Source organism: Sporosarcina jiandibaonis, from assembly GCF_013184495.1.
Taxonomy (GTDB): Bacteria; Bacillota; Bacilli; order Bacillales_A; family Planococcaceae; genus Sporosarcina; species Sporosarcina jiandibaonis.
In genome coordinates this window covers 100,242-126,057 of sequence record NZ_JAAOIY010000001.1, presented here as the reverse complement: position 1 = coordinate 126,057, position 25,816 = coordinate 100,242, and the positions used below count along the sequence as shown (strand labels likewise).

Below are 25,816 nucleotides of genomic sequence, written 5' to 3'. Positions count from 1 at the left end.
CATACGTTCAACTCCTTTTTGAAAATGACTTTACTGCATCGTATACTGCCAATAAATTGCATGTTCACTGGACTACGCCGCAATACGGTCGTATAATCAAATATCCTGAAATAACTAAATTATGCGTCTACTCGGTTTCAAATTACATTACTTTTCAAGAAGAGACAAGTCTTAAAAGCGTCTTTAATTTCGAATAGTTAATTATTTATTTTGAAAATCTTTCGATATGTATTAATAATGGTTGCAATTTGGAATTGGTTTAACTAAATCATGTCTTTTAGAACATTACCAGATCTAACCGACATAAAGCGTCAGGTACTTCCATCAGAATTTCGGTTTGTGATTCAAACCGGGACACCCTCATATTTTGTTGAAAATAAAAAGAACGCCCATTTTGAGCGTTCATCACTACTATTCCTGGTTCGTTTACGTTCGTCAAAGAAGTCTAGTAAAAGTATCGATTAAAAGAATATCAAAACTTATTATTGAAGATTGGAACATAGTTCCTAAGATTAAAAAAGACGACAAAAACCGAACGTTTTTCTGTGTCCTCTGATATTAGCTGAGTTATTTTGGGACGTTTTCCTTCTTGCAAATCGTCAATGGTTAAGCCGAAATCCATCTGAAGATGAGGATAATCTTTAAAGCCGCGCCAGTCTCCTCCCCATTGAAAGCCCAGCTCCTTTGCAATTTCTGCAACCTCAAACCAGTCTGATTGACCATTTCCGTTCCCATCATATTCAATATCCCAAATCACATTACCATTCTCAAGCTGAAGAGCAAAATCGACTGCAAGGCCAAAGTTGTGATAGGATTCGCCTCCCTCCGAATGAGTAACTACTTTTCCAGGAGTTCTTCTGCCCTTATCATAAAGCTTGTCTTGCTCCTCATAAGAACGGTAATCATCTGTGATCAGGATTGTAATCTTTTTTTCTGCTGTTTTTTCTTTTAAAATCTCTACTTTCTCAGCTACAATGGGGTGCAGTTCGGTTGGTAGAGTCTCTACATTTATTTCGTATTCAAACTGGTCCGTTAATCCAGGGTTTCCCTTTATGAATAAATAAGATTGATAGACGACAAATGCAAAGAGGAATAACAGCAATAATTTCAGTAGTTTCTTCACAAGTTGTTATCCACTCCTTCTTAACGATTTTCGACAAAATCTATGTTTAATTTAACATGAATAGGACAAAAATTGCACGAATTTAGTTTCAAAAAGGCAAACTACCATGATTTAAGGCCCCTTCAATTTGCGGCTCATGCGGCTGATAAAAGGTAATTCAAAAACCGTATCCAAAACTAGTAATTAGTTTTAGATACGGTTTTTTCTCTGAAAAAATTAGCTGTACCTTTCAAAATAATTATTTTTCAGCACTTATTTAATTATGAAATGGATTGTCCACCATCAATTTTCATTTCGACACCGTTAATATGATTTGCTTTTTCACTTGCTAAATATGCCGAAAAATAGGCAACTTCTTCAGCGCGACCGATATGTCCAGATGGAATAGAATCTATTTGTCGAACAACTTCAGGACGGTTTTGTTCAATTGCATATTGGACCATAGGCGTATCGATTATTCCTGGACAAAGTGCAACAGCGCGAATTCCGTCTTTAGCATAATTGAAAGTTAGCTGTTTCGTGTACCCAACAACTGCGTGTTTAGAAGTAATATATGCTGCGTCTCCAACACCAGCAATTGTTCCTCCAATTGAAGCGACATTAATGAATGTTCCCTTCCCTTTTTTCAACATATGAGGCAAAATCTCATTCGTAAGTAAATAGACTCCTTTAACGTTTACATTCATGATTAGGTCCCATTCTACTTCAGTAATATCAAGAGACGCTTTAAAATCTGCCAAAACAGCCGCATTATTCACACAAATATCAACTGTACCAAATACTTCCAAGGATTTTTCAATCATCATTTGAACATCTTCTTTTTTAGAAACATCAGCAACAATACTAAGTACGGTTCCATTATTATCTTTAATTAGTTTTTCTGTTTCAGATAACCCTAGCGCATTCACATCACTAATGATAACCTTAGCACCTTCATTTACATATTCAATTGCTTGTGCTCTACCTAGTCCTGACGCAGCGCCTGTAATTAAGGCGACTTTATCTTGTAATAACATAATCATAACCCTCCCAAATTTATACCCAAAATTACTAGTCAACTAGAATTTTTTTGAAGCATTTACATATATAATTGTAACGAATTTCACAAAACATATCAATTTGGGCTGTCCCCAAAAATAAATTATACAGAGAAAGAAAAAGGTTTGTATTATGTTGCTTATTATTAAGCCAACGCTCGTATAGTGCTGCTCCCCTGCTTCCAAATCAGAACTCATCACGGGTTTGGCAGGAATAATCGGCGGTATCGGCGACTTAGCCATCCGTCTCGGAAACTACTTTATCCAAACGGATCGCCGTCGTCTTCTTGGTCTTACTCGTTCAAGTCATTTAATTTATTGGCGACCGTACTAAACATGCATTGATAAAAGGTAATCAAAAACCGTTTCCAGAACTAATTTCTAGTTTTGGAAACGGTTTTTATGTGTTTAATTGATTTCTAGAACCTGGCTCTTGCTAAGTGTTATAAACCGATTCTATTCTTTCCGTTTATAAAGCAATGAAACAACAAGGACCTTGAATCTAAGAATCTATTTTATGAATCAAATGCATTTAATGCATTTACACTATGAGCCAGAGCTGAACCAGCTTTTAATGCAGTTGCGACAAAAATCGACTCCGCCAGTTCTTCTTTCGTAACGCCCGCCTTCTTTGCAGCCTTCGTATGAATATCGATACAATACGGGCATCCCGTTGTATGCGCAACTGCAACTGCGATTAGTTCTTTCTCTCTTACACTTAAAATATTTTCTTTCAATGATTGCCCGTCAAAATCAACAAATGCTTTAAATGCATCCCCATTCAGCGCTGAAAATTCTTTTAATCTATTGAAATAAGATGCTTTATATAATTCCTCATCTTCAGTTTCATCGTATGCATTTAATGCATTCACGCCGTGTGCAAGTGCAGATCCTGCTTTTAATGCAGTTGCAACAAGAATCGCTTCAGACAATTCTTCTTTTGTTACGCCTTCTGCTTTTCCTGCTTTCACATGAACATCAATACAATAAGGACAACCTGTCGTATGCGCAACAGCAATGGCAATCAATTCTTTCAACTTTGTCGATAGCTTTCCTTCTGATAAAGCAAGCTTGTCAAACTGCACAAACGCTTTGAAAGCATCTGGGGCCAGTTTACTTAATTCACCAAGACGGTTAAAATATGATTTTTGATACAATGCCTCTTTACTCGCTACTAATACTTCTTTACTCATGATAATTTCCTCCTAATAATTTTTTATCCAAACACTGTTGATTTCCACTAAATCTAGCGCTACCAATTAATAAATGGTTAAACAAAAATCTACTTTGGTGTTTATCGCATTATTCAACTCCTTTATATAATCAACAGACTAAACGCCAACTTTTTGAAGTTCTCTGGCCTTTAATTCACGGCGAAGGATTTTTCCGCTGATCGGCGTTTTAGGCAGTTCTTCAAGAAATTCAATTTCTCTTGGCGCTGCATGTGCTGCGAGCCCGCCTCGGACAAATTGACGAAGTTCTTGCAGTAATGCATCATTTGCTTCATAGCCATTCCTGAGGACAATAAACGCCTTCACAATCTCGCCTCTCACCGCGTCCGGTTTTCCAATTACGCCGACTTCCGCAACGGCTGGATGTTCAATTAATTTACTTTCCACTTCAAATGGGCCAATCCGTTCACCTGAAGAATTGATCATATCGTCGCTCCTGCCTTGGAAGAAGATGTAGCCATTATCGTCAATCGTCGCTAAATCCCCCGATACATACCAACCTTCAAATGGGAAATACGTCGAATATTTGGCAGGATCTTTCCACACTTCGTGCATGATGGCAGGCCAATTTGCTTTTAACGCTAAATGCCCTACTTCACCAGAAGGAAGTTGCTCACCATCATCATCTAGGATTGCCGCTTCAATGCCTGGAAAAGGTCTTCCCATCGAGCCGGGGATAATTATCTCCGATGGCAAATTAACAATGAGTTGGGCCCCTGTCTCTGTCATCCACCAAGTATCATGGATTCGATTGGATAATGTTTTAATTCCCCAACGAATCACTTCTGGATTTAACGGTTCGCCCACGCTTAAAATGTGGCGAATGTTAGATAAATCATAGTCCGTTAACTTTTCGTCGTCTTCCGCCATCAACATTCTGAATGCAGTCGGCGCGCTATACCAAACCGTGACTCCCGATTTTTCTAAAACGGAGTACCATTCATCGGCATTGAATCGCCCGCCGTGAATGACGATTGTCGTCCGGTTGAGGAGCGGCGCGAAAACACCATATACCGTTCCTGTCACCCAACCTGGATGGGCTGTGCACCAATAGACATCATCTTCTTTTAAATCCAACACCCATCTGCCTGTAATGTATTGCTGAATCATCGCTCGATGTGCGTGGATGATGCCTTTTGGGCGGCCTGTTGAACCGCTCGTATAATGGATGTTAAGCCCATGTTCTAAATCCACCCACTCAATGATGTCTGCTTCAGCTTCGATCGCCCGTGCCTCTGCATATAAGGAAATCTCATCGCCCTCGCATTGTTCAGGCTCCGCTGTAATCCAAACTGTTTTTAATGATGGTAATTCTGCACGCGGCACACGTTTTATTAATTCCGGCGAAGCGATTAAATAAGTCCCTTCACAATCTGCAATCCGCTCTTTCACCGCATCTTCCATAAACGCTTCAAATAGCGGTCCGACAACAGCGCCAATTTTAATTGCAGCAAGCATTGCGATATGACAATCAGGATGCTTCGGTAAAAAGACAAAGACGAAATCTCCTTTTTTAACCCCTTGCTTTTTCAGAACGGTCGCCCATAGATCCGATTTCTCTTTCAATTCGCGATACGTTAACGTATATTCTTCATCTTCTCCAAAGTAATGAAGTGCAACTTTGTCTCCGAAACCTTCCGCAACATGGCGATCCACACATTCATAAGCCATATTCACTTTGCCAGTGTCAGACCAACTGAAGGTTGATTCAATTGCTTGCCATGAAAAATCTTCTTTTACAGGCAGTTCAGCTGTTATATTATAATTTCCTTCATATGGGTAGATCACTTCTTCGTTTGCCATGTTTAATCAACCACCTTTTCATTATGTAAGCCATCCAAAATTTCAACCTTTTTGCTGCTAGAAATGAATCTCCCCGGTCTCGAGGTCTTGCTGTCTCAATTGACATTTGCGCTTAGTTCCGGTGAATGCAATCCATTTTCTCAATTTGATTTCCTCCTCATCTGATTTTTATATTGAAATTCATTTCAATCCATTTTATCCAATTGATAGACTTCCCTATATGTATACTCGGATTTTTAATGTTGTAAATCCGATTCATATAAAAACCCCTCTTCATAAAGAAGAGGGGTGAAAAATTCCTCCTCTTATCTTCCAGGTTCATAACGCGCCTGTAGGATGTAGCACCTTTTCAGATTAATTCATCTGTCGGTTGCCGGGCTTCTTCGGGCCTATTCCCTCCGCCACTCTTCATAAGAGATATATGTAGTTGTAACAAATAAATCATTTCAAAAATTCAATTGATTGAAAGTTAGTATAGACAGAAAAAAAGAAATTGTCAACCTCATTTTTCAACGAACTACTAAGATTGTATAATTCCCGTCGAAAAGGATCGCTCACAATCTTACGAGTATGCCGAGGAATCTGATGATTTTCATTGCTCGTAAAGACAGTTCCATACAGTCATGCTGCATATTGCGTGCCTTTACTTCCAAGATTTAGAGATTCATTGCAATTGCCTTGAAACTTTTGCACCAAACCAATTTTCCCCTTTACAATTCTTACATCTCACATAAATACACTTTTTCTTCATAACATCTTAACGATTGCTCAGATTTAACCAGCAGTTCATTCCATTCTTCAAGTCGGTTGCTTTCTTTTAATAATGCAAGCGGCACCTGCAAGTTTAAAAACCGTCCATTCACTTGAAATCGCGTTACCCCCGCAGGCAGTTTCTTCCCATCAACCACATATTGCGCAATTGAATCATAATCTAATGTGCCATATGTAATGACCACTTCTTCAGTTTGTGGTATGAATTCTAATTCTTGCGGAACTCTAGTAACATCATGCTGCTTTGTATAACTTGAAACAATGGTGTGCCAGCACTCTAATAAATGAGATGCGATATCATTTTCATATAAAAAATGTCGTTCATTTTTGTTTGTTACCAATTCTACAAAGAGACTTCCTTCTTTTTTCTCTTTTACCCATGGAAGTTTTGTGTCTTGAAGGAGTTCTTCATACCAGTTTCCTCTTCTGACAAGATGAACCCATGCTGTAGAAGTAAACTCACCTTTTGTTACTTCCTGAACAGGGACCTTTGTGCATCCAAGTTTTTTTAAACTAATGAAGCGGTGAACACCATCCAGTACTAAATAGCGGTTATTTGATAAACGCGTTACAATAATCGGATGACGCAAAAATTGGTCATTTTCAATACTTAAGATCGTTTTTTCAAGCCGTGATGGTTCATGATCTTCATGAAGTTCGATCAAATCTATAGGTAATAGTTTCAGTGAAGAGATAATACTATTCATAAGAAATCCCCCTTTTATACTTTAAGTTCAATTTCCGTCTCTAAAAACGTATGCTGTGGATGAGGATGGCTTAAAAAATCATGATGTGAAATGGACCAGCCGTATGCACCTGCATATAGAAAAACGATTACATCTCCTATTCGGAGCTGATTAATTGATACATCTTTTGCAAAAACATCTTTCGGCGTACATAGTTGCCCAACCATTGTAACTTTTTCATTAACAACTGCTTTTCGTTCAAACGGATAATGCCACCTTTCAAGTGGCATCAGTTCAAATGGATGATTGTGCTGCCATGATACTGGAAGGCGAAAATGCTGGGTACCACCGCATACTACAACAAATGTTTTACCATGGGTTTCTTTTATATCAATGACTTCAACAGCATAATAACCGCAAGAAGATGTTAAAAAGCGGCCGCACTCAAAAATAATTACAACATTTCCCATATTCTCCTGAACTATTATTTTCTGTAGTTCACCTGTGAAAAGCTCCCAATTAAATTGCTGCTCAAGATTTGAAAAATTCACCCCGATTCCTCCACCAACATTCATGTATATAAGTGGAAACTTGTATTTTCGTGACCATTGTTTTGCTTTTTGACAATAAATTCTTATAAGCTCAATATGACCCGTATTGTCTAAGTTATTTGAAATTGAGTGGAAATGAAAGCCTTCAAGCTGAAGTGATTGATATGACAATGCTAACTGGATTGCTTCCTCTATTTGTGCTTCATCGATTCCAAATTGTGTAGGTCTACCTGCCATATGAAGTGTTGCTGATGGAAATGGTCCGCGCAAGTTAACGCGAAGTAATATGGAAACCCTCTTATTAAGGTACTCTGCAATCATTGCAAGACGCTTCAATTCATTGATACTTTCAACGTGAATAAGCTGGACATTTTCTGAAATTGCACTTGCTAATTCTTTATCCGTTTTTCCAGGTCCGCCAAAAATAATAGGTACACTCGAGTTTACAGCACGTGCTTTTTTTACTTCACCAATTGAAGCGACTTCAAATCCTTTAACATAAGGATGAACTGTCCTTAAAATTCGTTCTTCTGAATTTGCTTTCATCGCATAATACATATGGCAGTTTTGTGGAAGTGCACGAGTTACGAATTCAACATGTTTCTTTAAATGATCAAGATCATAAATATAACTACATATCGGCTCATCCTTTTCGTCTTTTAAAAGATGAATTGCTTCAAAAACTTTTTTCATGTACGGTTCTCCTCTTTTTCAGTTTTCGGAACAAGTAAATCTCTTACGGATCGGAAGAAAACTCCACGATCGTCACCCATTACGAGAGCGGCTACACGTTTATCAAACCATGTTTGTACATCTTGGGAACTTCTTGGAATTACACAAAAAGGTATAGAATATTGCATTGTTTTTTGATAAATTGTTTCAATTCCATCTTTTACTCGTTTAGAACTTGTTTTCCAAGGTATTCCATATGATTGTGATAAATCTGCTGCGCCTTCAAGCACCATGTCTATACCCGTCACAGACAAAATATCATCAAGATTTTCAATTCCCTCGTAATCTTCAATCATAAGGATCACCATAATTTCTTGGTTTGCTTGCTCGACATATTTTATTAAGTTATCTTTACCGAATGCTGCTGGTCTTCCTCCGTTTAAACTCCGCATTCCAAGTGGATAATATCGGCTAGCATGAATAGCCTTTTCAGCGTCTTCTCTTGTACGAATATGAGGAACAACGACTCCTTTTGCCCCTGCATCAAGTGCACGTAATATCGCACCTTCACTATTTTCACTTACACGAACAAACGGAGTTAACCCAACAACTTCAGCTGCTCGTATCATGTTTTCAACGGTTTCCGGATTAATGGATGCATGCTCGGTATCAATAATGACAAAGTGATAACCAGCATGACCGATCATTTCAACAATGAGTGGATTAGGAATCGAACAAAAGATTCCAAACACCCTCTCGTCTTTTTGAATCATGCCTTTGACTTCATTTCTCAGCATGTTGTTGCCTCCCGAATTGTAAAAAGCGGGTTTTTCACATGTTGGATTCTAAGTTCGGTTTCTGCAAACATTCTTCGTTTTGTAAGTTGCTCAACTTGAATGGTTTCTGCAAACAAATCAAACATCGAAAAACGCTCCTTTAGATGTGAAAAACGGGATTGATAAGATTCAATCACATCATGCGCATTCTTCCAAAACTCCATTTCCTGTACTCCATAGTACTCTTCAAAAAAGAAAGCAATTTCCGATAGATTAATGAAGAAAAATGCATCATGTACAAAATCACGAACAAGCTGGATATCATCCGTTTCAATAAACGAATTGAGGTTCACTTTTTTATGAACATCCGGCGTTGGTATTAAATCAGGACACAATGACGGATCCGCAAGGGTGTCTTTTTTAAAGCGTATCCCATCGTGGAAGTCCTTTAATGCAAGGCGTATTGGCCATCCATTCTCGTGAACTAACACCATATTTTGCGCGTGAGATTCCATTGCAATACCGTGTGCATATAAAAGGTGAATAAGCGGTGTAATGGACACATGAAGAAGCTGTTTTACCCAGTTTTCAGTTCCGTATCGATTTACCCACTCATTAATAAGCGCTGTTCCATCTTTCTTTCTATGATAAAGCGCATTAAACGGGATTGCCTCCTCCTCATCTTTCAGGTACGAATAAATGCTCTCACGCCAGATACCGCCTAAAACACCATACGTAGCTTCCTTTTCAAAAGATGGACGATCTGGTTTGTCATGGACTACCCCCATCACCTCACGCAAAAGAACTAGCTGAAGTTCTTCTTTCAAAAAATGATCACTTTCTTTAATCGTATGGAGCCAATCTGATATTTTTGCAGCGTTCCTAACGGTGTGTGGTGCTAAAACACGGTTTGTGGATGTATTTGTGATGCTCAATGGCAGCTTTACATAGCATTTTGTCCGCTCCGTTTGGTTAGATAGGGTGCGAATGGACTGCTGTGGAATGTAATGATCAGATCCCTCCCCCAATAAAATGATAGAACCCTTTTCCAGTTCTCTAAAAAACTGAGTAATGATGACGTTCTCCCACTGCCATGGATGAACAGGGATAAATATAAAATCAGATGCGTGCCGTTTTTTCTCATTTATTTTTTTTACAAATCGTTCAAAGTCATTTAGGGGTAACTCTTGCTTGATAAACTCCTTATAGTTTATAGATTGTGAGATTGATAGGGCTGCCTCGTTTTTATGTACCGCAATCCATATTAATGATAGACTCGGCTTAAAATCCGGTCCGAAGTTCATGTGATCTTCTATTGTAAAACCAATTCTTGATTTATAAGAGGGATGATAAGGATGGCCTTCCATTGCCTCACTCTCAACTTCGTCATAGGTTACGGCATTTATATCATTAGATCGCTTCCAATGATACTGGGCAACCGCATCCTTTATATGCGTTTCATTTAATTCTTTTATAAACATGGCCAGCCGGTTTCTATCCGCATCAATAAGTGGCGCGATTTCTTCAATAAAAAGGGCAAATGAATCTGCTTCCATCTCTTCCTCATCTTTTTGGCGTAAAATCGGATCCTTCGTTAACCTAAATCGACCAAAGCTAAATTTTTGTTTGCCACGACATATATATGTAACAGCATCACCAAATTTATCTTTTCCGTGAATCAACGTTTTCTCAATTCCGTTTTGTAAGGTTGTTCTCGTTGGTGTTACAATATTTTCAAAAATTAACGATTCTATTAATTGACGAAAAATCCGTCTTCTTACCTCGAGATATTCTACTGACTCAATGATTTTTTCTAATTCTTTCATCTATTATGCTCCCTCACTTTCATAGATTGGGTTTGGTATTTCAACAAATAATGGTGTTTCACCGCATTCCTGGAAACGGCTAATTAAATTTGCTTTTGCAGGTAGGGTTTTACTTTGTAGTAGCTTTTGCGCATATGCCCTTAATGGCGGAGAAGAAGCCGTCCTCTCTATTTCTAGTAAAACTGAACGAACCACCCGCCACAGCTTATGTTCATCATGTTGATGAACCTTCCCTAGGCTTGAAATAAGATGACCAAGATGATTCACAACAACATAATAGTTAAATCTGAACCACGCTTCTTCTTCACTGTACAAAACAGGACTATCTTCAGCTAATAGCTCTGGAAGCCAACTGTAGGCTTCGGCCTTATTGCGTGAGATGCTGACACCTTCAAGATCGCGGACATAACATGTTTTAGGCCAACCTTCATCAAATTGTATCAACGAATTTTGAACATGTGCTTCCAGACTTACTCCAGTTTCAGCAAACAGCTTTAACATCGGCTTTAATGTAATGGATAGATACTGCTTCAACCACTCTTCATCATTGTAATTATGCTTTTTTATCAATTTTGCCAGTTCACTCTCTCTCCATCCCGAGAGCTCTTCCAGAAGTGACGCAGTTACATAAATTTCATCATCTCTCTCCTTCTTGAGCACATCAATTCCTTCACGAAAAAGTACAGCTGTATTTTGAATCAGTCGTTCATTCACCTCTTCTGAACTCTCTGGAATCGATAATGCACGGTAACCTAGTTCAACTAAAATCCGAAAAGAATCTGTTTCATAGCTTTCACGAATATGTGCTATAACTTTTGCAGCATCCATCGTCCGTTTCACCTGTTCTAAAGGATTCGTACGAATAAAGTTCGTGATTCGCACATGTAACGGCAATTTATAAAATGTATTCTGCGTTTTATTCCATACTGTACGAATCGAAGAAGTCGGATATGCAGGTTGACCGAGTTTCCCCAGGTTAATAACCATTCCGTTTGCAATAGCTATCTGCACCTCTTCAAACCCTAACAAATAACGTGCCTGCCATGGATGAAGGGGAAGAAGCTTATACTCTTCATATTGCTCTCCCAATCTCTGCTTCACTTCAAGCAGTTCATGTTTTGAAAGCGCGCCTTGAAAATGAAAATTATCTTCCAGTACAACGTCTTCAAGTAAGCATTTACTTGAAATGGCGAAGTAATAAAGAGGAAAAGCAGCACCTAGCTCTGGTCCAAACTCCGCTAAATCATCTTCTGAAAAGCCTTCTGAACTTTTAGGTGTTGGATGAAACGGGTGTCCTAATAGCAAAGATTGCTCAGAGTTAAGATAGACAGAACGTTCTTTTTGGGGATTTGTAAGCGCATGTTTAAGGTACATCCCTGTTTTTGTCATACTGTTTTCAATGTTTCTTTGAAGCGACTCTACTTTTTTCACTCTAAGTTGTCTATCTTTCTCAAGATGCGAAATCTCTTCTATTATTGTCTCAATAACTTCTTGTGCTGTTATTTCCTCAAAACCGGATTCTTCGGTTACATATTTGTAGAATACTTCTTCAAATGTATGATGACCAATTGGTGACCAATAAATAAATGAACCAGAAATCTTCTTGCCGCTTTTTTTCATTGAAATTGTAAATTGTTCATTTGATGTTCTCGGATCAAAGATGCGATTCTCTCTCAAATAAGCATTTAACAATCGTTCTACCGCTGACCGTTCAGCGAGCTGCCTACATTGTGTTTTCTTTTCAAGAACCTTATGTTTCAATGAAACATCACTGCCTTCCTATCTTTTGTTTACACGAAATGACATCACATGGGAAATAGTAAAACCTTGAAACAGACATAATACACTTCCAATAAATACCACACCCATAATGAAAAATGAGATTTCGGGTCTGAATACCCCTGTAATCAATGCCCCTGTCAAAGAGCCAAAAACCTGCCCGCATACTAATAGGCTATTGGTTGCGCCAATGCGAACACCACGATTGCCATCGGTAGATGATTGAATAATAACGAACATTACAGATTGAATAAGTGCACTAAATGATAAGCCTTGTAAAATACGGAAGGCGAACAGCGCTGGCATACTGACAGCAAATGCTTGTAATATCACACTAATTCCACAAACAACAGTTGCAATCATATAATTTCGTTCTACTTTAAAACGGTCATTTTGTTTTCCCCACCATGGAGAGCTCAACAGTGTAGCTGTCCATAATGCCGCTTGCAAAAAACCGATCCACGTTGCTGCATGATCCGGCTTTTTTGCAACACTTTCCACTAACGGTGCAAGTGGTGTCACAAGACCGAACACCGCTAAATTTGCGGCAAAACCTGCTAAAATAAACCCTCTTGTTCTTGGATGAGAGAACATGGAGGCAAATACTTGTGGAACACTGCTATGCACTTTATCTGAACGGATTTCTTCATATCTACACCTATTTCTCTCTATCAATAGAAACCAAGCAGCGCATGCACCAATCCCTGTTAATGCTCCCATCACTATTAAGATTGGACGAAAACCGTATAAATCAGCGAATATCCCGCCTAAAAGCGGACCAGACAACGAGCCGGCCGCCACCGCGCTTTGAAGGCTTCCAAGCGCTTTTCCGCGCTGTTCCTCTGGTGCTTCAGAACCGGCAAATGCACTAGAAGCCTCTACAACACCGCCAAATGCGCCTTGAAGAAGGCGTACCAATAAGAACTGCAGAGGACTGGTGACAACTGCCATTAAGAAGAGACATGCACTTAAACCAAACAGGGCTCGCACCACCATTAACTTACGACCAAAGCAGTCACCAATTTTCCCCCAAAAGGGGGAAGCGATGGCAGATGTAACGGCAGGTGCAGCAAGGACAATTCCACTCCAAAGCTGTTTCGACTGCATTGTTTTTGCACCAAGCTCCTCCATATAAAAGGGCAGGAAAGGGATCAGCAATGTAAGCCCAGCAATCGCTAAAAATTTCCCACTCCAAAGAATGGCGAAGTTTCGCTTCCATTGAATAGCTTGATTCATCTCTTCATCTTTTCCAAAGGTTGAAACGGATTATTAATCTTCCCGATACTGGAAGGCATGCTTCCTCCTCCTGAACCCTTCCTTCTTAATAAAGGATCAAGCAAACGCTTAATTGGCCACGTTTCATTCACAAAAAGGATGTTATAGATCACTTCCCGTTGTTTCAATTCAAAATCATGATCATGGATTGCCCTCCAGATGCTTTCTTTGACCATTTTCCAAAGAATGTCTTCTTCGAGCTGATAAACCGAACACAAGCTGTCGATTATTGCATAAATGTTCACTTCAACAGCCAGCGTCTGAAAATAAGATAAAAACTCTTCGGGATTTTGATTGATTAACGTGTTAGGTGTATCTTTTCTAATGATATAATCGGGATCTTCAAGGTTTGCTTTTTCCATCCACTCAGGATAAATCCGAACTGTATCATGATCACGCAGTAAAAATCCTATTAAATCACCGCCCTTTATCACTGCAATAACGTTTTGTCCATGCAACTCCGGCATAATACCATATAGTAAAAAACGGCAAGCAAACGTAGTGAATTCACTGCATAAAACTTTAAAAAGATTTGCCACGTTTTCTTGTGTAACTTCTTTTCTCTGCATGCCCAACCACTGTGAAAAGAGATGATCCTCTTTTCCAACTGCTAATGCCGCCATAGAGACAAGTGTATAATCTTGATCACTGACAAAGTCACTCGGATAGCTTCGAATTTGACACGTTAAATGACCAGGCTTATCTGCAAATAGATCTTGATCCTTCCCCTGAAAAGCCCACCAGTTCCCTTCATCACATATAAAAAGGCGATTCTTCAAATATCGGTCCTTTTCTTTGGCTCGCTCTAAAAGCACTTGCCCTTTCTCACCATTCATTAAGTAACGTGTTGGCATTAGTCTTAACGCCCCTAATGAAGAAATACCGATCGGAAGTTTTAAATGATAGTCTCCACCATTTACCGGCGCTAATGAACGAAGCGATGATGTGGCTGTATACGACCCAATCTGAACATCAAGAGGTATACATATTTTCCGGATCATTTCTTCTTGATAAAGCTTTGCAATAACATTTGTCTTTTGCCACGGGTGAACAGGCATAGCAAAATATTCTTCCATGGAAATACCTTCTTTTTGAAACGCTTCAGTCAACTGATACTTCTCTTGTTCGGTTAAAAGACCATCAAGTAAGGCTTCATTTGCTACCTTCCCTGCGCGAATATAATCTCGGCGGACAGCTAACCAACTTAGCTTCATTGGCTGCTGAAATTCGGGGCTATACAAACGATACTCTTCTTCTGTCCATCCCTCCTTTGCTTTTGAAGTCGGATGAAACGGACGATCGCGAAAGGCCGCAAGCCGCTCTGTTTCAATAAACGATCCTAGTTGATTGTCCTGAAATATTTCAGCTGATTCATAGGTCAATGCAGTTTGTTTTAGTGCAAGTGTTAGCTCGTTTAAAAATTGATGTAGGTTATCCTCTGAGTAGCCGTTCGTTTTCCCATATGCATCAATTAACAATCTGGCTGTTTGAAGTGGTTTAAGTACTTGTAATCTCTTACTATCCTTTCGTAAAAGATAGACATTTTCCCCACTTAAACGATAGGATTGCAAAACTGAAAAACGAACTGGAAATACGATTGATAGCTTCTCCGAAAGCGGAACTTCATAAAGTGACTCTCCCTCTTCTAAGCGCAGGTAATCTTTCGGATCTTCTACAATTCTCCCATTTTCATTTATTAAAAAAAGATTTTCTAGAAGAAAAGCATCCATTAAGTCTTTAATAAGATGATGTTCTGCTTCTTGGTAAGTATTTAGTTTATGTATCGATAGATTCTTAACGGTCAGCCCCAATCAAATCACTCCTTTTAATATAGATTTAACGCTGTACCGACCTGTTTCTCTACCGCTCGTTTATAGACTGCATACGCACTAGCAACATCTTCGATTGCCATTCCCATTGGATTTAGAATAATGATTTCGTCATCATGTTCACGTCCTACTTTTTCACCCGACACAATTTCACCTAATTCGGCATAAAGGCATTCTTTCGAAAATTCCCCTTCAACCACTAATTGATTGAGGACTTTCTTTTCACGATTGGCTTGTTCCCAGTCATCGACTATGACTTTATCGGCTTGTAAAAAGACATCCTTTTTCACATCCATAATTGAAATATTGCAAACAAATGCTCCTTTTTGAAGCCAACTATACTCAATATACGGCTTATCTGTCACAGTGCACGGTACAATTACTTCACCTTGCTTTACAGCACTATCAGCTGTTTCATGGATAACGAAACGAACGGATGGATACTGTTCTTTCCACCCTTCTGCAAAACTGGTTGCCGTTTGGCGGCAAAGATCAAACAAATGAACTTCTTTTATTTGAGTAAACTGTTCCAGCAATGATTGTACTTGCTTAGTAGCAATTAGACCGCAGCCAATGATTGTGACTGATTTAAATGCTTTTTTAGCTAGATGTTTTGTCGCAACAACCGTCACTGCTGCTGTTCGCATGCTGCTAATTAAGCTTGCTTCCATTACTGCAATCGGAAAATTTGTATTAGGATCATTTATAATGATAAGTCCACTCGCCCGTTCTATTCCTCTTACTGTTGGATTATCGTGCTTACTACCAATCCACTTGATCCCGGAGACCGGATCGTCTCCACCAACATAAGCAGGCATTGCAATAATGCGGTCGGCTATATGTCCCTCTTTTCCATATGCACGCAAATAGGGTTTTAACGGCTGGACAAAATCTTTTTTTCCATGAAGCCTTAGAGCATCTGTCAGTGCCTCCACATAAAGATCAGATCGATTTCCCCCGACTTTTTTAATATCTTCTTTACATAAATAAAGTAGTGTGGGCACCTTAATTTGTTCTTCTGTTTTCGTTACGAATTTTGTCTCAGTCTTCATCATTTTTCTCCTCTCAATTTCTCTATTTGAGATGTTAATTTCCCAAGCCATTCATCGTCATAAACTAAATCAAGGTATCGATCACCACGATCAGGAAATATGGTAACGACTCGTGAACCGTCTGGAAGTGAAGGTAGTAATTTATGCAATGCGGCTATGATCGAGCCTGAGGATCCCCCCGCAAAAATCCCTTCTGTCTCAAGAAGCATTCTGCAGCCAAGTGCAGATTCATAATCATTTACATGAACGACATCATCAATTTCTTCCTTATTTAGTATTTCAGGTACTCTACTTGCCCCTATACCAGGTAATTCCCGATTTGCTGGAGGTGAATTAAAAATAATTGAACCAACTGCATCTACAGCTATGACCTTCATATCTGGAAAACGTTCTCGTAGTTTTCGGCCAATACCCATTATGCTTCCCGATGTGCTGACAGGTGCAAGAAAATAATCAATTTTGCCCGGGAGCTGCTCTACTAATTCACTACCAGTGCCATAATAATGCGACTTCCAATTGTTTTCATTCGCATACTGATTGATCCATAATGCATTTTGATCTTTATCTGTAAGCTCATTTACTCGCTTAATACGTGTTTTTAAGTAGCCACCATGTTCATCCGGCTCCGTTACCATATCGATGTTTGCACCTAAACACTTCAATATTTTTAAGTTTGTGGGTGAAATTTTTGGGTCCACTACGCACGTTAACTTCAAGTTAAATAATGTAGTGATCATCGCTAGCGCAATTCCTAAATTTCCTGAGGTACTTTCAATCAAGTGAGTATCTGGTGTAATGGTGCCTTCTTTTAAACCGTGCTCAATAATAAATCTTGCCGGTCGGTCTTTCATACTTCCACCTGGATTCATATATTCAAGCTTTGCAAATATATCCACATCTTTACCAGGAAACAACCTTTTCAATGACACAACTGGAGTATCTCCAATGCATTCAGCAACCGATTGTTTAATTGTTCGATCTCTTAACTCACTACTTATTAATGTACTCATACTTATCCTCCCTTTAAGTCAGCATAGATGATAATGAGAATCACTCTCACTTAAAATGATAATTGATAATGATTGTCATTATCAATTGAACGAAAGGCCTTCTTTTAATTAAAACTTCAAATAATCTAAATTGTTATCTGAATCTTTGATACTAGCCCCTAAACTTTTGTACCTACCTCCACAATTTACTTGAATTAAAAAACACCGACAGATATATTCCCGTCGGTGCATGTTTACTGCTAAATTTTTGATAACATTCAATGGCAAAAGCACAATGCCTACAGTTGCTAGATCGATTATTTATTAATCGTTTTCAAACCTATTCCCGAAAAACAAAAAAAGGCTATAAAAGTTGATTAAACAACATTTATAGCCTTTTTCTTAACTTATCACTCGTTCAACTTTTAACCCATAACGTCCCAGGAGGGATTCGAACCCCCGACCCACAGCTTAGAAGGCTGTTGCTCTATCCAGCTGAGCTACTGAGACAAGTGCTTGATTCGGTCGAATTACATTCTAATACCAAAACCACATTACATATTATTATAACACATTCAATTAGTTCTTTGAAGGCTTTATTAAATTTATATCTATTTATACTATTCTCAACAATATCGTAATAGAAACATAACATTTTTAGAAGAAGCTGGTTCAAAACAAAAAGCGCCTGAACATTGTAAAACCAATGTTCAAGCGCTTTTCTGACCAGTCAATATTTCTCATTTCAAACCTATACGTCCCAGGAGGGATTCGAACCCCCGACCCACAGCTTAGAAGGCTGTTGCTCTATCCAGCTGAGCTACTGAGACAAGTCTTAGCAACATTTGGTATTGTTGCGACAAGTTCTATTATAGGCAGGACAAAATGGAAAGTCAACACTAATTTTAAATCTTTTTTATTTCGACTGATTCAACTACTTGGTGACCCATATTTTTAAAGGTGACGACTGGAGTTTCATCCCATTCGATAACCGCGTATGTAGGCTCATTTCCGCCTCTTGGCAACATCGTGCTACCTGGATTTACAAATAATATTCCATCTTTCATTTCAGCGCCGTATAAATGAGAATGACCGAATAATACTATATCGGCATTTTTTTCTTTTGCACGGTAATATAATTCCATTAATGAACTTTTTACATTGTGTTTATGCCCATGCACCGCAAGAATAGTCTTCCCATTGATTGATTTGACAACTTCATCAGGATATTTCGAATATATATCGCAATTTCCGCCAACTCGAATCATCGATGCCAAAGTTTCATCTTCATATGGCAATTCACTATCTCCGCAGTGAAAATGCGCATCTGCTGGCAATGAAGAAACGGCTTTAACCGTTTCTTTGTCCCCATGATTATCACTCATTACTATTAATTTCATTTTTCAAACCAACTTTCTGTATTAATTGTGGCAATTTCACGCGCAGTTTTGCAAGAGCATCTCCTCTATGCGAGATTAACCCTTTTTCTTCCGGTGATAGTTCTGCCATAGAACGTTTTTTACTTGGAACATAAAAAATCGGATCATAACCAAAACCGTTAGTTCCTTGTCGCTCATTTAAAATAATTCCTTCGCAACTTCCGGAAAACGTTTCGGTTTCAATACTTGGTCCCGCGATTGCTAAAACGCAGCGGAATCTTGCAGTACGTTCAACCTCAGTCAATCCAGCAAGCTCGCGTAACGCTTTATCGATGTTATCATCGTCAGTACTGCCATTTCCAGCATAACGCGCTGAATAGACGCCAGGAGCCCCTCCGAGTGCATCGATTTCAAGGCCGCTGTCATCGGCAATAACAGTTTTCCCAAGAAGCTTAGAAACTGTCTCGGCTTTTAAAATTGCATTTTCTTCAAAGGTCTTACCGGTTTCTTCTACTTCAATTTTTTGTTCAATATCATTTAGCGTTAATACTTTTATTCCAAGCGGAGTAAATAATGCTTCAAAGTCTTTCCCTTTTCCTGCATTATTTGTCGCGATTATCACTTCATTCATTCCATTTCACCTTCCTTTTTACCAACCAACTCTGCAATTGGTCCGAGTGCCTCTTTCTGATAACCGATCAGTTCTGCAATCCCTTTTTCTGCAAGCGATACAAGACCATCCATCTCTCCTTTTGTAAACGTTGCTTCCTCGCCAGTCCCTTGTAATTCAACAAATGCGCCCGCTCCTGTCATGACGACGTTCATATCGACTGCAGCTGAAGAATCTTCTACATAATCCAAGTCTAAGATCAGCTCGTCCTCCTGCGATTTTCCGACACTTGTTGCGGCGAGGTATTGTGTAATCGGGAATTTGGCCAACTCTTTTTCTTCATGCAGTTTTGCTGCTGCAATTGCCATCGCTACGAATGCACCGGTAATCGATGCAGTTCTCGTTCCTCCATCGGCTTGGATAACGTCGCAGTCAATCCATATCGTGCGTTCGCCGATTACTTCTAGGTCGATAACAGAACGCATAGCTCGTCCAATAAGACGTTGGATCTCCATTGTCCGGCCGCCTAGCTTGCCGCGGGTAGCTTCACGCTGCGTCCGTTGCCCTGTAGCACGCGGCAACATGGAATACTCTGCCGTTACCCACCCTTTACCGCTTCCCCGCAGGAAATGCGGCACACGGCTTTCTATCGTAGCCGTGCAAATCACTTTCGTGTTTCCAACAGTGATAAGTACTGATCCTTCTGGATGAATTAAGTAATCTGTTTCTATCGTAACCGGTCTAAGTTCCCCATTATTTCTTCCGTCATGTCTTGTCATTCGATAGCCTCCGTAAATAAAATAGTCTCTGCTTTATCATAACCTAATTCATGAATTCAAAAACCCGGACGTCCATAACGGACATCTCGGGTCTATGTTAACGTCAAATGTCGTACATCAGGATTTTCTATGAACAACCAATCACAAACAATGTCATGAAAAGCTGTTCGTAAACCTGTCGTATAAAAAATTGGATCGACAGGTTGCTTCGTTTCATTTAAAATATTTCTCTCTTTCAGTTCTCGTTCTATATCATGCACGGTTTCAACCGCCGAAGAAATAACTTTCACGTTCGCTGGAAGACTCTTTTTAATATGATGCTCAAGAAGTGGATAATGCGTACAACCTAAAATGGCTGCATCAAAATCTTTTCCAGCTAAATTACTCAACGTTCGGTCGACAATAGTACTTGCATAGTCAGATTTATATTGGCCGCTTTCTACAAGAGGCACAAACTCCGGACATGCTAGCGGGAAAACCGTTGCTGATGGGGATTGACGTGCAATTTCCATACTATAAGCACCGCTCTTAATCGTTCCGATCGTTCCAAGAACGGCAATTTTCCCTGTTGTTGAAGTCGTTACTGCTGCACGAGCGCCTGGAACAATTACACCGATAACCGGAAAATTGAATAATTCGCGAATGTCATCCAGTGCGACTGCTGTTGCAGTATTGCAAGCAATAACGAGCATTTTAATACCCATATTTGATAGTGCAGATACCATTTCAATCGTAAACTGCCGTACTTCTTCGGCAGGTCGCGGTCCATAAGGACAACGTTTATCATCTCCAATGTAGATGATTGATTCATTAGGCAATCTGCTTCTTAATTCTTTGACGACGGTAAGTCCGCCGACACCCGAATCGATAACTCCGATTGGTCCTTCCACTTTGATCCCTCAATCCCACTTCATCTCTTTGTGCAGTTTTGTTAACAGGTTAGAGAATTGTTTAACTTCATCTTCTTCAAAATTGGATAACACCGAATTTAAGTAATCGCGTCTTTTATCAATAACTTCTTCAATAACACGTTTCCCTTCATCTAAAAGATGAATTCTGACAACGCGACGATCCTTATCGTCACGTACTCGTTTCACAAGATTATTTTTTTCCATTCGATCGACAAGATCTGTCGTCGTGCTGAAAGCAAGATACATCTTATTAGACAAGTCGCCTATTGTCATATCTCCGTGTTCGAAAAGCCATTGCAACGCAATAAATTGCGGTGGTGTAATTGTATAGTTTTTTAAAATTTTACGGCCGCTATGTTTTATAATCGCTGCGATATATCTAAGTTCTTTTTCCATATGCGCTACTTCACTTACATCATGTTTCATTGATGTCATCCGATCTGTCAAGTTAACCAACTCCCTGATAACAATTACTACTTCTATTGTCGCCTTTTTCCCCCGGTATGGCAACTTATTTTAGCGCAAATGCAATTCGCCAAGCCTTAATAGCTCGATAATCGCCTGCGCTCTACCCGAAACCCCAAGCTTCTGAATGGTGTTGGAAATGTGATTTCGAACAGTCTTTTCGCTAATACCGAGCCGTCCTGCGATATCTTTTGTCGTGAAATCGTTGATGAGCAAGTTGAAAATCTCTCGCTCTCTGCCCGTTAGTAACGAGCGGTGTTTTGGTTCATCTGTCAAGACGCGCCCCTCCTATCCACTTTCACTTTAAAATATGTCAGCAAGGACAATGTCGTGACGGCTCTAACCCATTAACCGACAAAAAGCGACTTTTCTTTTTCAGTCCACGGTGTTCCTTTTCCGCTTTGACGGCTAATTTGGACTAATGTTCCGCGACCAGTAAATACAATTTCGCCATTTTCGTTTTTCGCCATGTAATGTAAATCGACAGAAGAATTCTTTATTATATTTGATTTGACGTAAATTGCTAGTTTTTCATTATATGTAATCGGTTTTAAATAATCGCATTGGACATCAGCTACGACAGGAATTTTATCGCCCTCCGGACTCAACCAATCACTCATCAGTCCAATATGTTTAAAATATTCGATCCGCGCAAACTCCATATACGAAATCGTCACGGCATTATTAACAATCCCATACAAATCAATATCTGAAAAACGGACTGTTAAAGGTGCCGAAAACTTAAATCCACTTGTCCAAGTATCAAAATCCTCGATATAATTAGCGTTCATCCCATAAACCCCACTTCAAACGTAATCTATTCTTTATTATTTCATAATAACAAATGACAAGCAAAAAAAATCCTACTGCGCAATTGTTAGCGTAGTAGGATTTCAATATTTCAGTCTACCATATGGTCGCTTCCGAAGAAGTTTTTGAACATTTGAACGGATGTTGCACGGTTCATTGCCGCGATTGAAGTTGTAAGCGGAATTCCTTTAGGACATGAAACTACGCAGTTTTGCGAGTTCCCGCATTCTGCAATTCCGCCATCAGACATCAATGCCGCTAGACGCTCGTCTTTGTTCATCGCACCTGTAGGATGCGTATTAAATAAACGAACTTGTGAAATAAGTGCAGGACCGATGAAGTTCGTTTGATCGTTCACGTTTGGACATGCTTCCAGACAAACTCCGCATGTCATGCATTTTGAAAGTTCATAAGCCCATTGGCGCTTGCGCTCAGGCATACGAGGTCCTTCTCCAAGATCATACGTACCATCAATCGGAACCCATGCTTTAATCTTCTTCAATGAATCAAACATGACGTTTCGGTCAACGACAAGGTCGCGAACGACTGGGAACGTTTTCATAGGTTCAAGTTTGATCGGCTGTTCGAACTGATCAACTAAAGCTGTGCACGATTGACGTGGACGACCGTTGATGACCATTGAACAAGCTCCGCAGACTTCTTCAAGACAAACCATTTCCCAGCTGACAGGCGTAGTTTCTTTGCCGTCAGCATTAACCGGATTACGTTGGATTTCCATTAAACCGGAAATGACGTTCATGTTTGGTCTATATTCGATTTCAAAGCTTTCCCAATAAGGTTCTGATTCGGCTGTGTCTTGACGAAGAATTTCAAATCGAACAGTTTTTTGCGTTACCTGCTCAGTACGTTCTTGTACGGCAGTATTTTGTTCGCTCATTATGTCAATCTCCTTTCGCCGCAGAATAATCGCGTTTACGTGGCGGGATTAAGGATACGTCAATATCTTCATAGTGAATAATAGGTGCTGACTCTCCATCAAATTTCGCCATCGTCGTTTTCATGAAGTTCTTGTCGTCACGTTCAGGGAAATCCGGTTTATAGTGCGCACCGCGACTTTCATTACGTTGAAGTGCCCCGATTGTGATGACTCGTGCTAAGTATAGCATGTTTTTAAGCTGACGAGTAAATGTTGCACCTTGGTTTGACCAAAGTTGAGTATCCGTCATATTGATATTTTCATATCTTTCAAGTAGCTCGAGAATTTTAGCATCTGTTTCTTTTAAACGGTCATTGTAACGAACGACTGTTACGTTATTCGTCATCCACTCGCCAAGCTCTTTGTGGAGAACGTAAGCGTTTTCTGTACCGTCCATTTTAAGTGTGTCGTCCCACTTTTGTTGCTCTTCTTTAACAGCCAAATCAAATACTGACGAAGGAATTTCTTCAGCAGTTTTCTTGAGGCCTTTCATATATTTCACAGCATTAGGTCCCGCAACCATTCCACCGTAAATAGCGGATAGAAGTGAGTTTGCACCTAGACGGTTTGCACCGTGTTGCGAATAGTCACATTCGCCGGCAGCGAATAATCCTGGAATATTCGTATGCTGATCATAGTCAACCCATAGTCCGCCCATTGAATAGTGGACAGCCGGGAATATTTTCATAGGAACTTTGCGTGGATCGTCACCCGTAAATTTCTCATAGATTTCAATGATTCCACCAAGCTTTATGTCGAGCTCTTTCGGATCTTTATGCGAAAGATCTAGGTAAACCATGTTCTCTCCATTAATTCCTAGTTTTTGATTGACGCACACATCAAAGATTTCACGTGTTGCGACATCACGAGGTACAAGGTTACCGTACGCTGGGTATTTCTCTTCCAAGAAGTACCAAGGTTTGCCGTCTTTGTATGTCCAAACACGTCCGCCTTCTCCGCGCGCGGATTCACTCATTAAACGAAGCTTGTCGTCTCCAGGAATCGCTGTAGGGTGAATTTGAATAAACTCGCCGTTTGCGTAATATGCGCCTTGTTGATAAACAATAGATGCCGCTGAACCTGTATTAATAACGGAGTTCGTTGATTTTCCGAAGATAATCCCCGGTCCGCCAGTTGCCATAATTACAGAATCGCCTTTAAATGCATGGATTTCCATCGTGTGCATATTTTGTGCTTTAATCCCGCGACATACGCCTTCATCGTCAAGAATTACACCGAGGAATTCCCAGTTTTCATACTTTTGTACAAGTCCTTCGACTTCGAAACGTCGAACTTGTTCATCTAATGCATATAAAAGTTGTTGTCCAGTTGTTGCGCCTGCGAAAGCAGTACGGTGATGAAGTGTTCCTCCGAAACGTCTGAAATCTAGTAATCCTTCAGAAGTACGGTTGAACATTACGCCCATCCGGTCCATTAAGTGAATAATTCCCGGTGCTGCGTCTGTCATCGCCTTTACAGGTGGTTGGTTAGCTAAAAAGTCTCCCCCGTACACAGTGTCGTCGAAATGGATTGCAGGTGAATCACCTTCCCCTTTCGTGTTAACCGCGCCGTTAATGCCGCCTTGAGCACATACGGAGTGGGAACGTTTAACCGGAACAAGTGAAAACAGGTCAACCGCAACGCCTTCTTCTGCTGCTTTGATGACTGCCATCAAGCCTGCAAGACCTCCGCCGACAACAATCATTCTGCCTTTTGCCATTAATGTTTCACTCCTCAAAATAATCTCTTAAAATCTTTAATAAACTTTTAAATTAAATGAATGCGAGCAGTGCTTGTACACCGATTACAGAAAGGATTAAGAACACTCCAATTGTAATGTACCCCACAATTTGCTGCGATCGCGGTGATTGTGCAATTCCCCAAGTAACTAGGAAACCCCATAAACCGTTCGAAAGATGGAATGTCGCTGCGATTACACCTGCAATATAAAATGCAAGCATAAACGGACTAGATAAAATGTCATTCATCATATCGTAGTTTACCTCTGCGCCAAGTGCTTTCGCAATTCTAGTTTCCCAGATGTGCCATGCGATGAACACGACCAAGAAAACTCCCGTCACACGTTGCCAGAAGAACATCCAGTTACGGAATGTGCCATACTTCTTGACGTTGCTTTTAAATGTGAATGATATGTAGACACCGTAAAACGCATGAAGCATCAATGGGATATAAATGATGAACCATTCAAGAAAGAGCACAAATGGCAAATTCCCCATAAAATCTGAAGCCGCGTTAAACGCATCAGGGCCGCGAGTTGCAAAATGGTTAATAACCAAGTGTTGAACTAGAAAAAGTCCAACTGGAATAATTCCAAGCAACGAATGTAAACGGCGAATGTAAAAATCCGATTCTCTCAACAAATCTTTTACCCTCCCTTATTACTGAGGACTTCGGTTTGCGGTCGTCACTAAAAGTTCATGAAGAACCGTTGACCGAATTCCTCTTCATGTTACAATAATATGACATGTCTATTGTACTCCTCCAGTTTGAAGAGGTCAAGATG

General features: G+C 39.8%; 24 protein-coding genes, 2 tRNA genes and 1 riboswitch. Of the genes, 1 reads left to right on the top strand and 25 read right to left on the bottom strand.

What is annotated here, in order from left to right:
- Positions 1-472: 472 nt before the first annotated feature.
- Both G8782_RS00625 and G8782_RS00620 read right to left on the bottom strand, forming a co-directional pair.
- Entirely contained in the window at positions 473-1,123 is a 651-nt protein-coding gene (locus G8782_RS00625) for a M15 family metallopeptidase (protein ID WP_343034898.1), read from the bottom strand.
- Between the two features lie 260 nt (positions 1,124-1,383).
- A complete protein-coding gene (locus tag G8782_RS00620) occupies positions 1,384-2,139 on the bottom strand; it encodes an SDR family NAD(P)-dependent oxidoreductase (protein WP_172368984.1) in 756 nt (251 codons plus the stop codon).
- A 226-nt stretch (positions 2,140-2,365) separates the two neighbouring features.
- On the opposite strand from G8782_RS00620, the gene G8782_RS18570 reads away from it, so the two are divergent.
- A complete protein-coding gene (locus G8782_RS18570) occupies positions 2,366-2,494 on the top strand; it encodes a hypothetical protein (protein WP_281357860.1) in 129 nt (42 codons plus the stop codon).
- A gap of 181 nt (positions 2,495-2,675) precedes the next feature.
- On the opposite strand, the gene G8782_RS00615 is transcribed toward G8782_RS18570, so the two are convergent.
- The 23 genes from G8782_RS00615 to G8782_RS00505 all read right to left on the bottom strand — a co-directional run bounded on the left by G8782_RS00615 (position 2,676) and on the right by G8782_RS00505 (position 25,673).
- Positions 2,676-3,353 carry a carboxymuconolactone decarboxylase family protein gene (locus tag G8782_RS00615; RefSeq protein ID WP_172368983.1) on the bottom strand — a complete coding sequence of 226 codons (678 nt, stop codon included), beginning with the start codon at positions 3,351-3,353 and terminating at the stop codon, positions 2,676-2,678.
- Between the two features lie 138 nt (positions 3,354-3,491).
- A complete protein-coding gene (acsA, locus tag G8782_RS00610; protein ID WP_172368982.1) occupies positions 3,492-5,195 on the bottom strand; it encodes an acetate--CoA ligase in 1,704 nt (567 codons plus the stop codon).
- Between the two features lie 302 nt (positions 5,196-5,497).
- Positions 5,498-5,612, bottom strand: a riboswitch (SAM riboswitch).
- 302 nt (positions 5,613-5,914) lie between these two features.
- Entirely contained in the window at positions 5,915-6,673 is a 759-nt protein-coding gene (locus G8782_RS00605) for a ParB N-terminal domain-containing protein (protein ID WP_172368981.1), read from the bottom strand.
- A 14-nt stretch (positions 6,674-6,687) separates the two neighbouring features.
- Positions 6,688-7,896 carry a type III PLP-dependent enzyme gene (locus tag G8782_RS00600; RefSeq protein ID WP_172368980.1) on the bottom strand — a complete coding sequence of 403 codons (1,209 nt, stop codon included), beginning with the start codon at positions 7,894-7,896 and terminating at the stop codon, positions 6,688-6,690.
- Positions 7,893-8,672 (bottom strand): HpcH/HpaI aldolase family protein, encoded by a 780-nt coding sequence (locus G8782_RS00595; protein WP_172368979.1) that lies wholly within the window; start codon positions 8,670-8,672, stop codon positions 7,893-7,895. The genes G8782_RS00600 and G8782_RS00595 overlap by 4 nt, the downstream gene beginning before the upstream one ends.
- Complete coding sequence (locus G8782_RS00590; RefSeq protein WP_172368978.1) at positions 8,666-10,477, bottom strand: IucA/IucC family protein; 1,812 nt, start codon at positions 10,475-10,477, stop codon at positions 8,666-8,668. The genes G8782_RS00595 and G8782_RS00590 overlap by 7 nt, the downstream gene beginning before the upstream one ends.
- Before the next feature lie 3 nt (positions 10,478-10,480).
- Positions 10,481-12,238 (bottom strand): IucA/IucC family protein, encoded by a 1,758-nt coding sequence (locus G8782_RS00585; RefSeq protein ID WP_172368977.1) that lies wholly within the window; start codon positions 12,236-12,238, stop codon positions 10,481-10,483.
- A gap of 18 nt (positions 12,239-12,256) precedes the next feature.
- Positions 12,257-13,492: an MFS transporter gene (locus tag G8782_RS00580; protein ID WP_246231510.1), complete on the bottom strand. Its 1,236-nt coding sequence runs from the start codon at positions 13,490-13,492 to the stop codon at positions 12,257-12,259.
- Positions 13,489-15,342 carry an IucA/IucC family protein gene (locus G8782_RS00575; protein WP_172368975.1) on the bottom strand — a complete coding sequence of 618 codons (1,854 nt, stop codon included), beginning with the start codon at positions 15,340-15,342 and terminating at the stop codon, positions 13,489-13,491. The genes G8782_RS00580 and G8782_RS00575 overlap by 4 nt, the downstream gene beginning before the upstream one ends.
- A gap of 14 nt (positions 15,343-15,356) precedes the next feature.
- Positions 15,357-16,415: a 2,3-diaminopropionate biosynthesis protein SbnB gene (gene sbnB / locus G8782_RS00570; RefSeq protein WP_425505464.1), complete on the bottom strand. Its 1,059-nt coding sequence runs from the start codon at positions 16,413-16,415 to the stop codon at positions 15,357-15,359.
- The gene (gene sbnA / locus G8782_RS00565; RefSeq protein ID WP_172368973.1) at positions 16,412-17,422 is read right to left on the bottom strand and encodes a 2,3-diaminopropionate biosynthesis protein SbnA; all 1,011 of its coding nucleotides are present in this window, start codon (positions 17,420-17,422) and stop codon (positions 16,412-16,414) included. The genes sbnB and sbnA overlap by 4 nt, the downstream gene beginning before the upstream one ends.
- Positions 17,423-17,837: 415 nt before the next feature.
- A tRNA-Arg gene (locus G8782_RS00560) sits at positions 17,838-17,911 on the bottom strand.
- 246 nt (positions 17,912-18,157) lie between these two features.
- Positions 18,158-18,231: transfer RNA gene (locus G8782_RS00555), tRNA-Arg, on the bottom strand.
- A gap of 75 nt (positions 18,232-18,306) precedes the next feature.
- Complete coding sequence (locus G8782_RS00550; protein ID WP_172368972.1) at positions 18,307-18,801, bottom strand: metallophosphoesterase; 495 nt, start codon at positions 18,799-18,801, stop codon at positions 18,307-18,309.
- The gene (locus G8782_RS00545; RefSeq protein WP_172368971.1) at positions 18,779-19,411 is read right to left on the bottom strand and encodes an XTP/dITP diphosphatase; all 633 of its coding nucleotides are present in this window, start codon (positions 19,409-19,411) and stop codon (positions 18,779-18,781) included. The genes G8782_RS00550 and G8782_RS00545 overlap by 23 nt, the downstream gene beginning before the upstream one ends.
- A complete protein-coding gene (rph, locus tag G8782_RS00540; protein ID WP_172368970.1) occupies positions 19,408-20,169 on the bottom strand; it encodes a ribonuclease PH in 762 nt (253 codons plus the stop codon). The genes G8782_RS00545 and rph overlap by 4 nt, the downstream gene beginning before the upstream one ends.
- 92 nt (positions 20,170-20,261) lie before the next feature.
- Entirely contained in the window at positions 20,262-21,059 is a 798-nt protein-coding gene (gene racE, locus G8782_RS00535) for a glutamate racemase (RefSeq protein ID WP_172368969.1), read from the bottom strand.
- Positions 21,060-21,068: 9 nt separating this feature from the next.
- Positions 21,069-21,515, bottom strand: a complete 447-nt coding sequence (locus G8782_RS00530) for a MarR family winged helix-turn-helix transcriptional regulator (RefSeq protein ID WP_172370164.1) — start codon at positions 21,513-21,515, stop codon at positions 21,069-21,071.
- 81 nt (positions 21,516-21,596) lie between these two features.
- Positions 21,597-21,821 (bottom strand): helix-turn-helix domain-containing protein, encoded by a 225-nt coding sequence (locus tag G8782_RS00525; RefSeq protein ID WP_172368968.1) that lies wholly within the window; start codon positions 21,819-21,821, stop codon positions 21,597-21,599.
- A 71-nt stretch (positions 21,822-21,892) separates the two neighbouring features.
- The gene (locus G8782_RS00520; RefSeq protein ID WP_172368967.1) at positions 21,893-22,336 is read right to left on the bottom strand and encodes an acyl-CoA thioesterase; all 444 of its coding nucleotides are present in this window, start codon (positions 22,334-22,336) and stop codon (positions 21,893-21,895) included.
- 110 nt (positions 22,337-22,446) lie between these two features.
- On the bottom strand, positions 22,447-23,253 hold the full coding sequence (gene sdhB / locus G8782_RS00515) for a succinate dehydrogenase iron-sulfur subunit (protein WP_172368966.1): 807 nt from the start codon (positions 23,251-23,253) through the stop codon (positions 22,447-22,449).
- A 4-nt stretch (positions 23,254-23,257) separates the two neighbouring features.
- Positions 23,258-25,012 (bottom strand): succinate dehydrogenase flavoprotein subunit, encoded by a 1,755-nt coding sequence (gene sdhA / locus G8782_RS00510; protein WP_172368965.1) that lies wholly within the window; start codon positions 25,010-25,012, stop codon positions 23,258-23,260.
- 52 nt (positions 25,013-25,064) lie between these two features.
- Positions 25,065-25,673 carry a succinate dehydrogenase cytochrome b558 subunit gene (locus G8782_RS00505; RefSeq protein ID WP_281357858.1) on the bottom strand — a complete coding sequence of 203 codons (609 nt, stop codon included), beginning with the start codon at positions 25,671-25,673 and terminating at the stop codon, positions 25,065-25,067.
- Between the last annotated feature and the right edge of the window lie 143 nt (positions 25,674-25,816).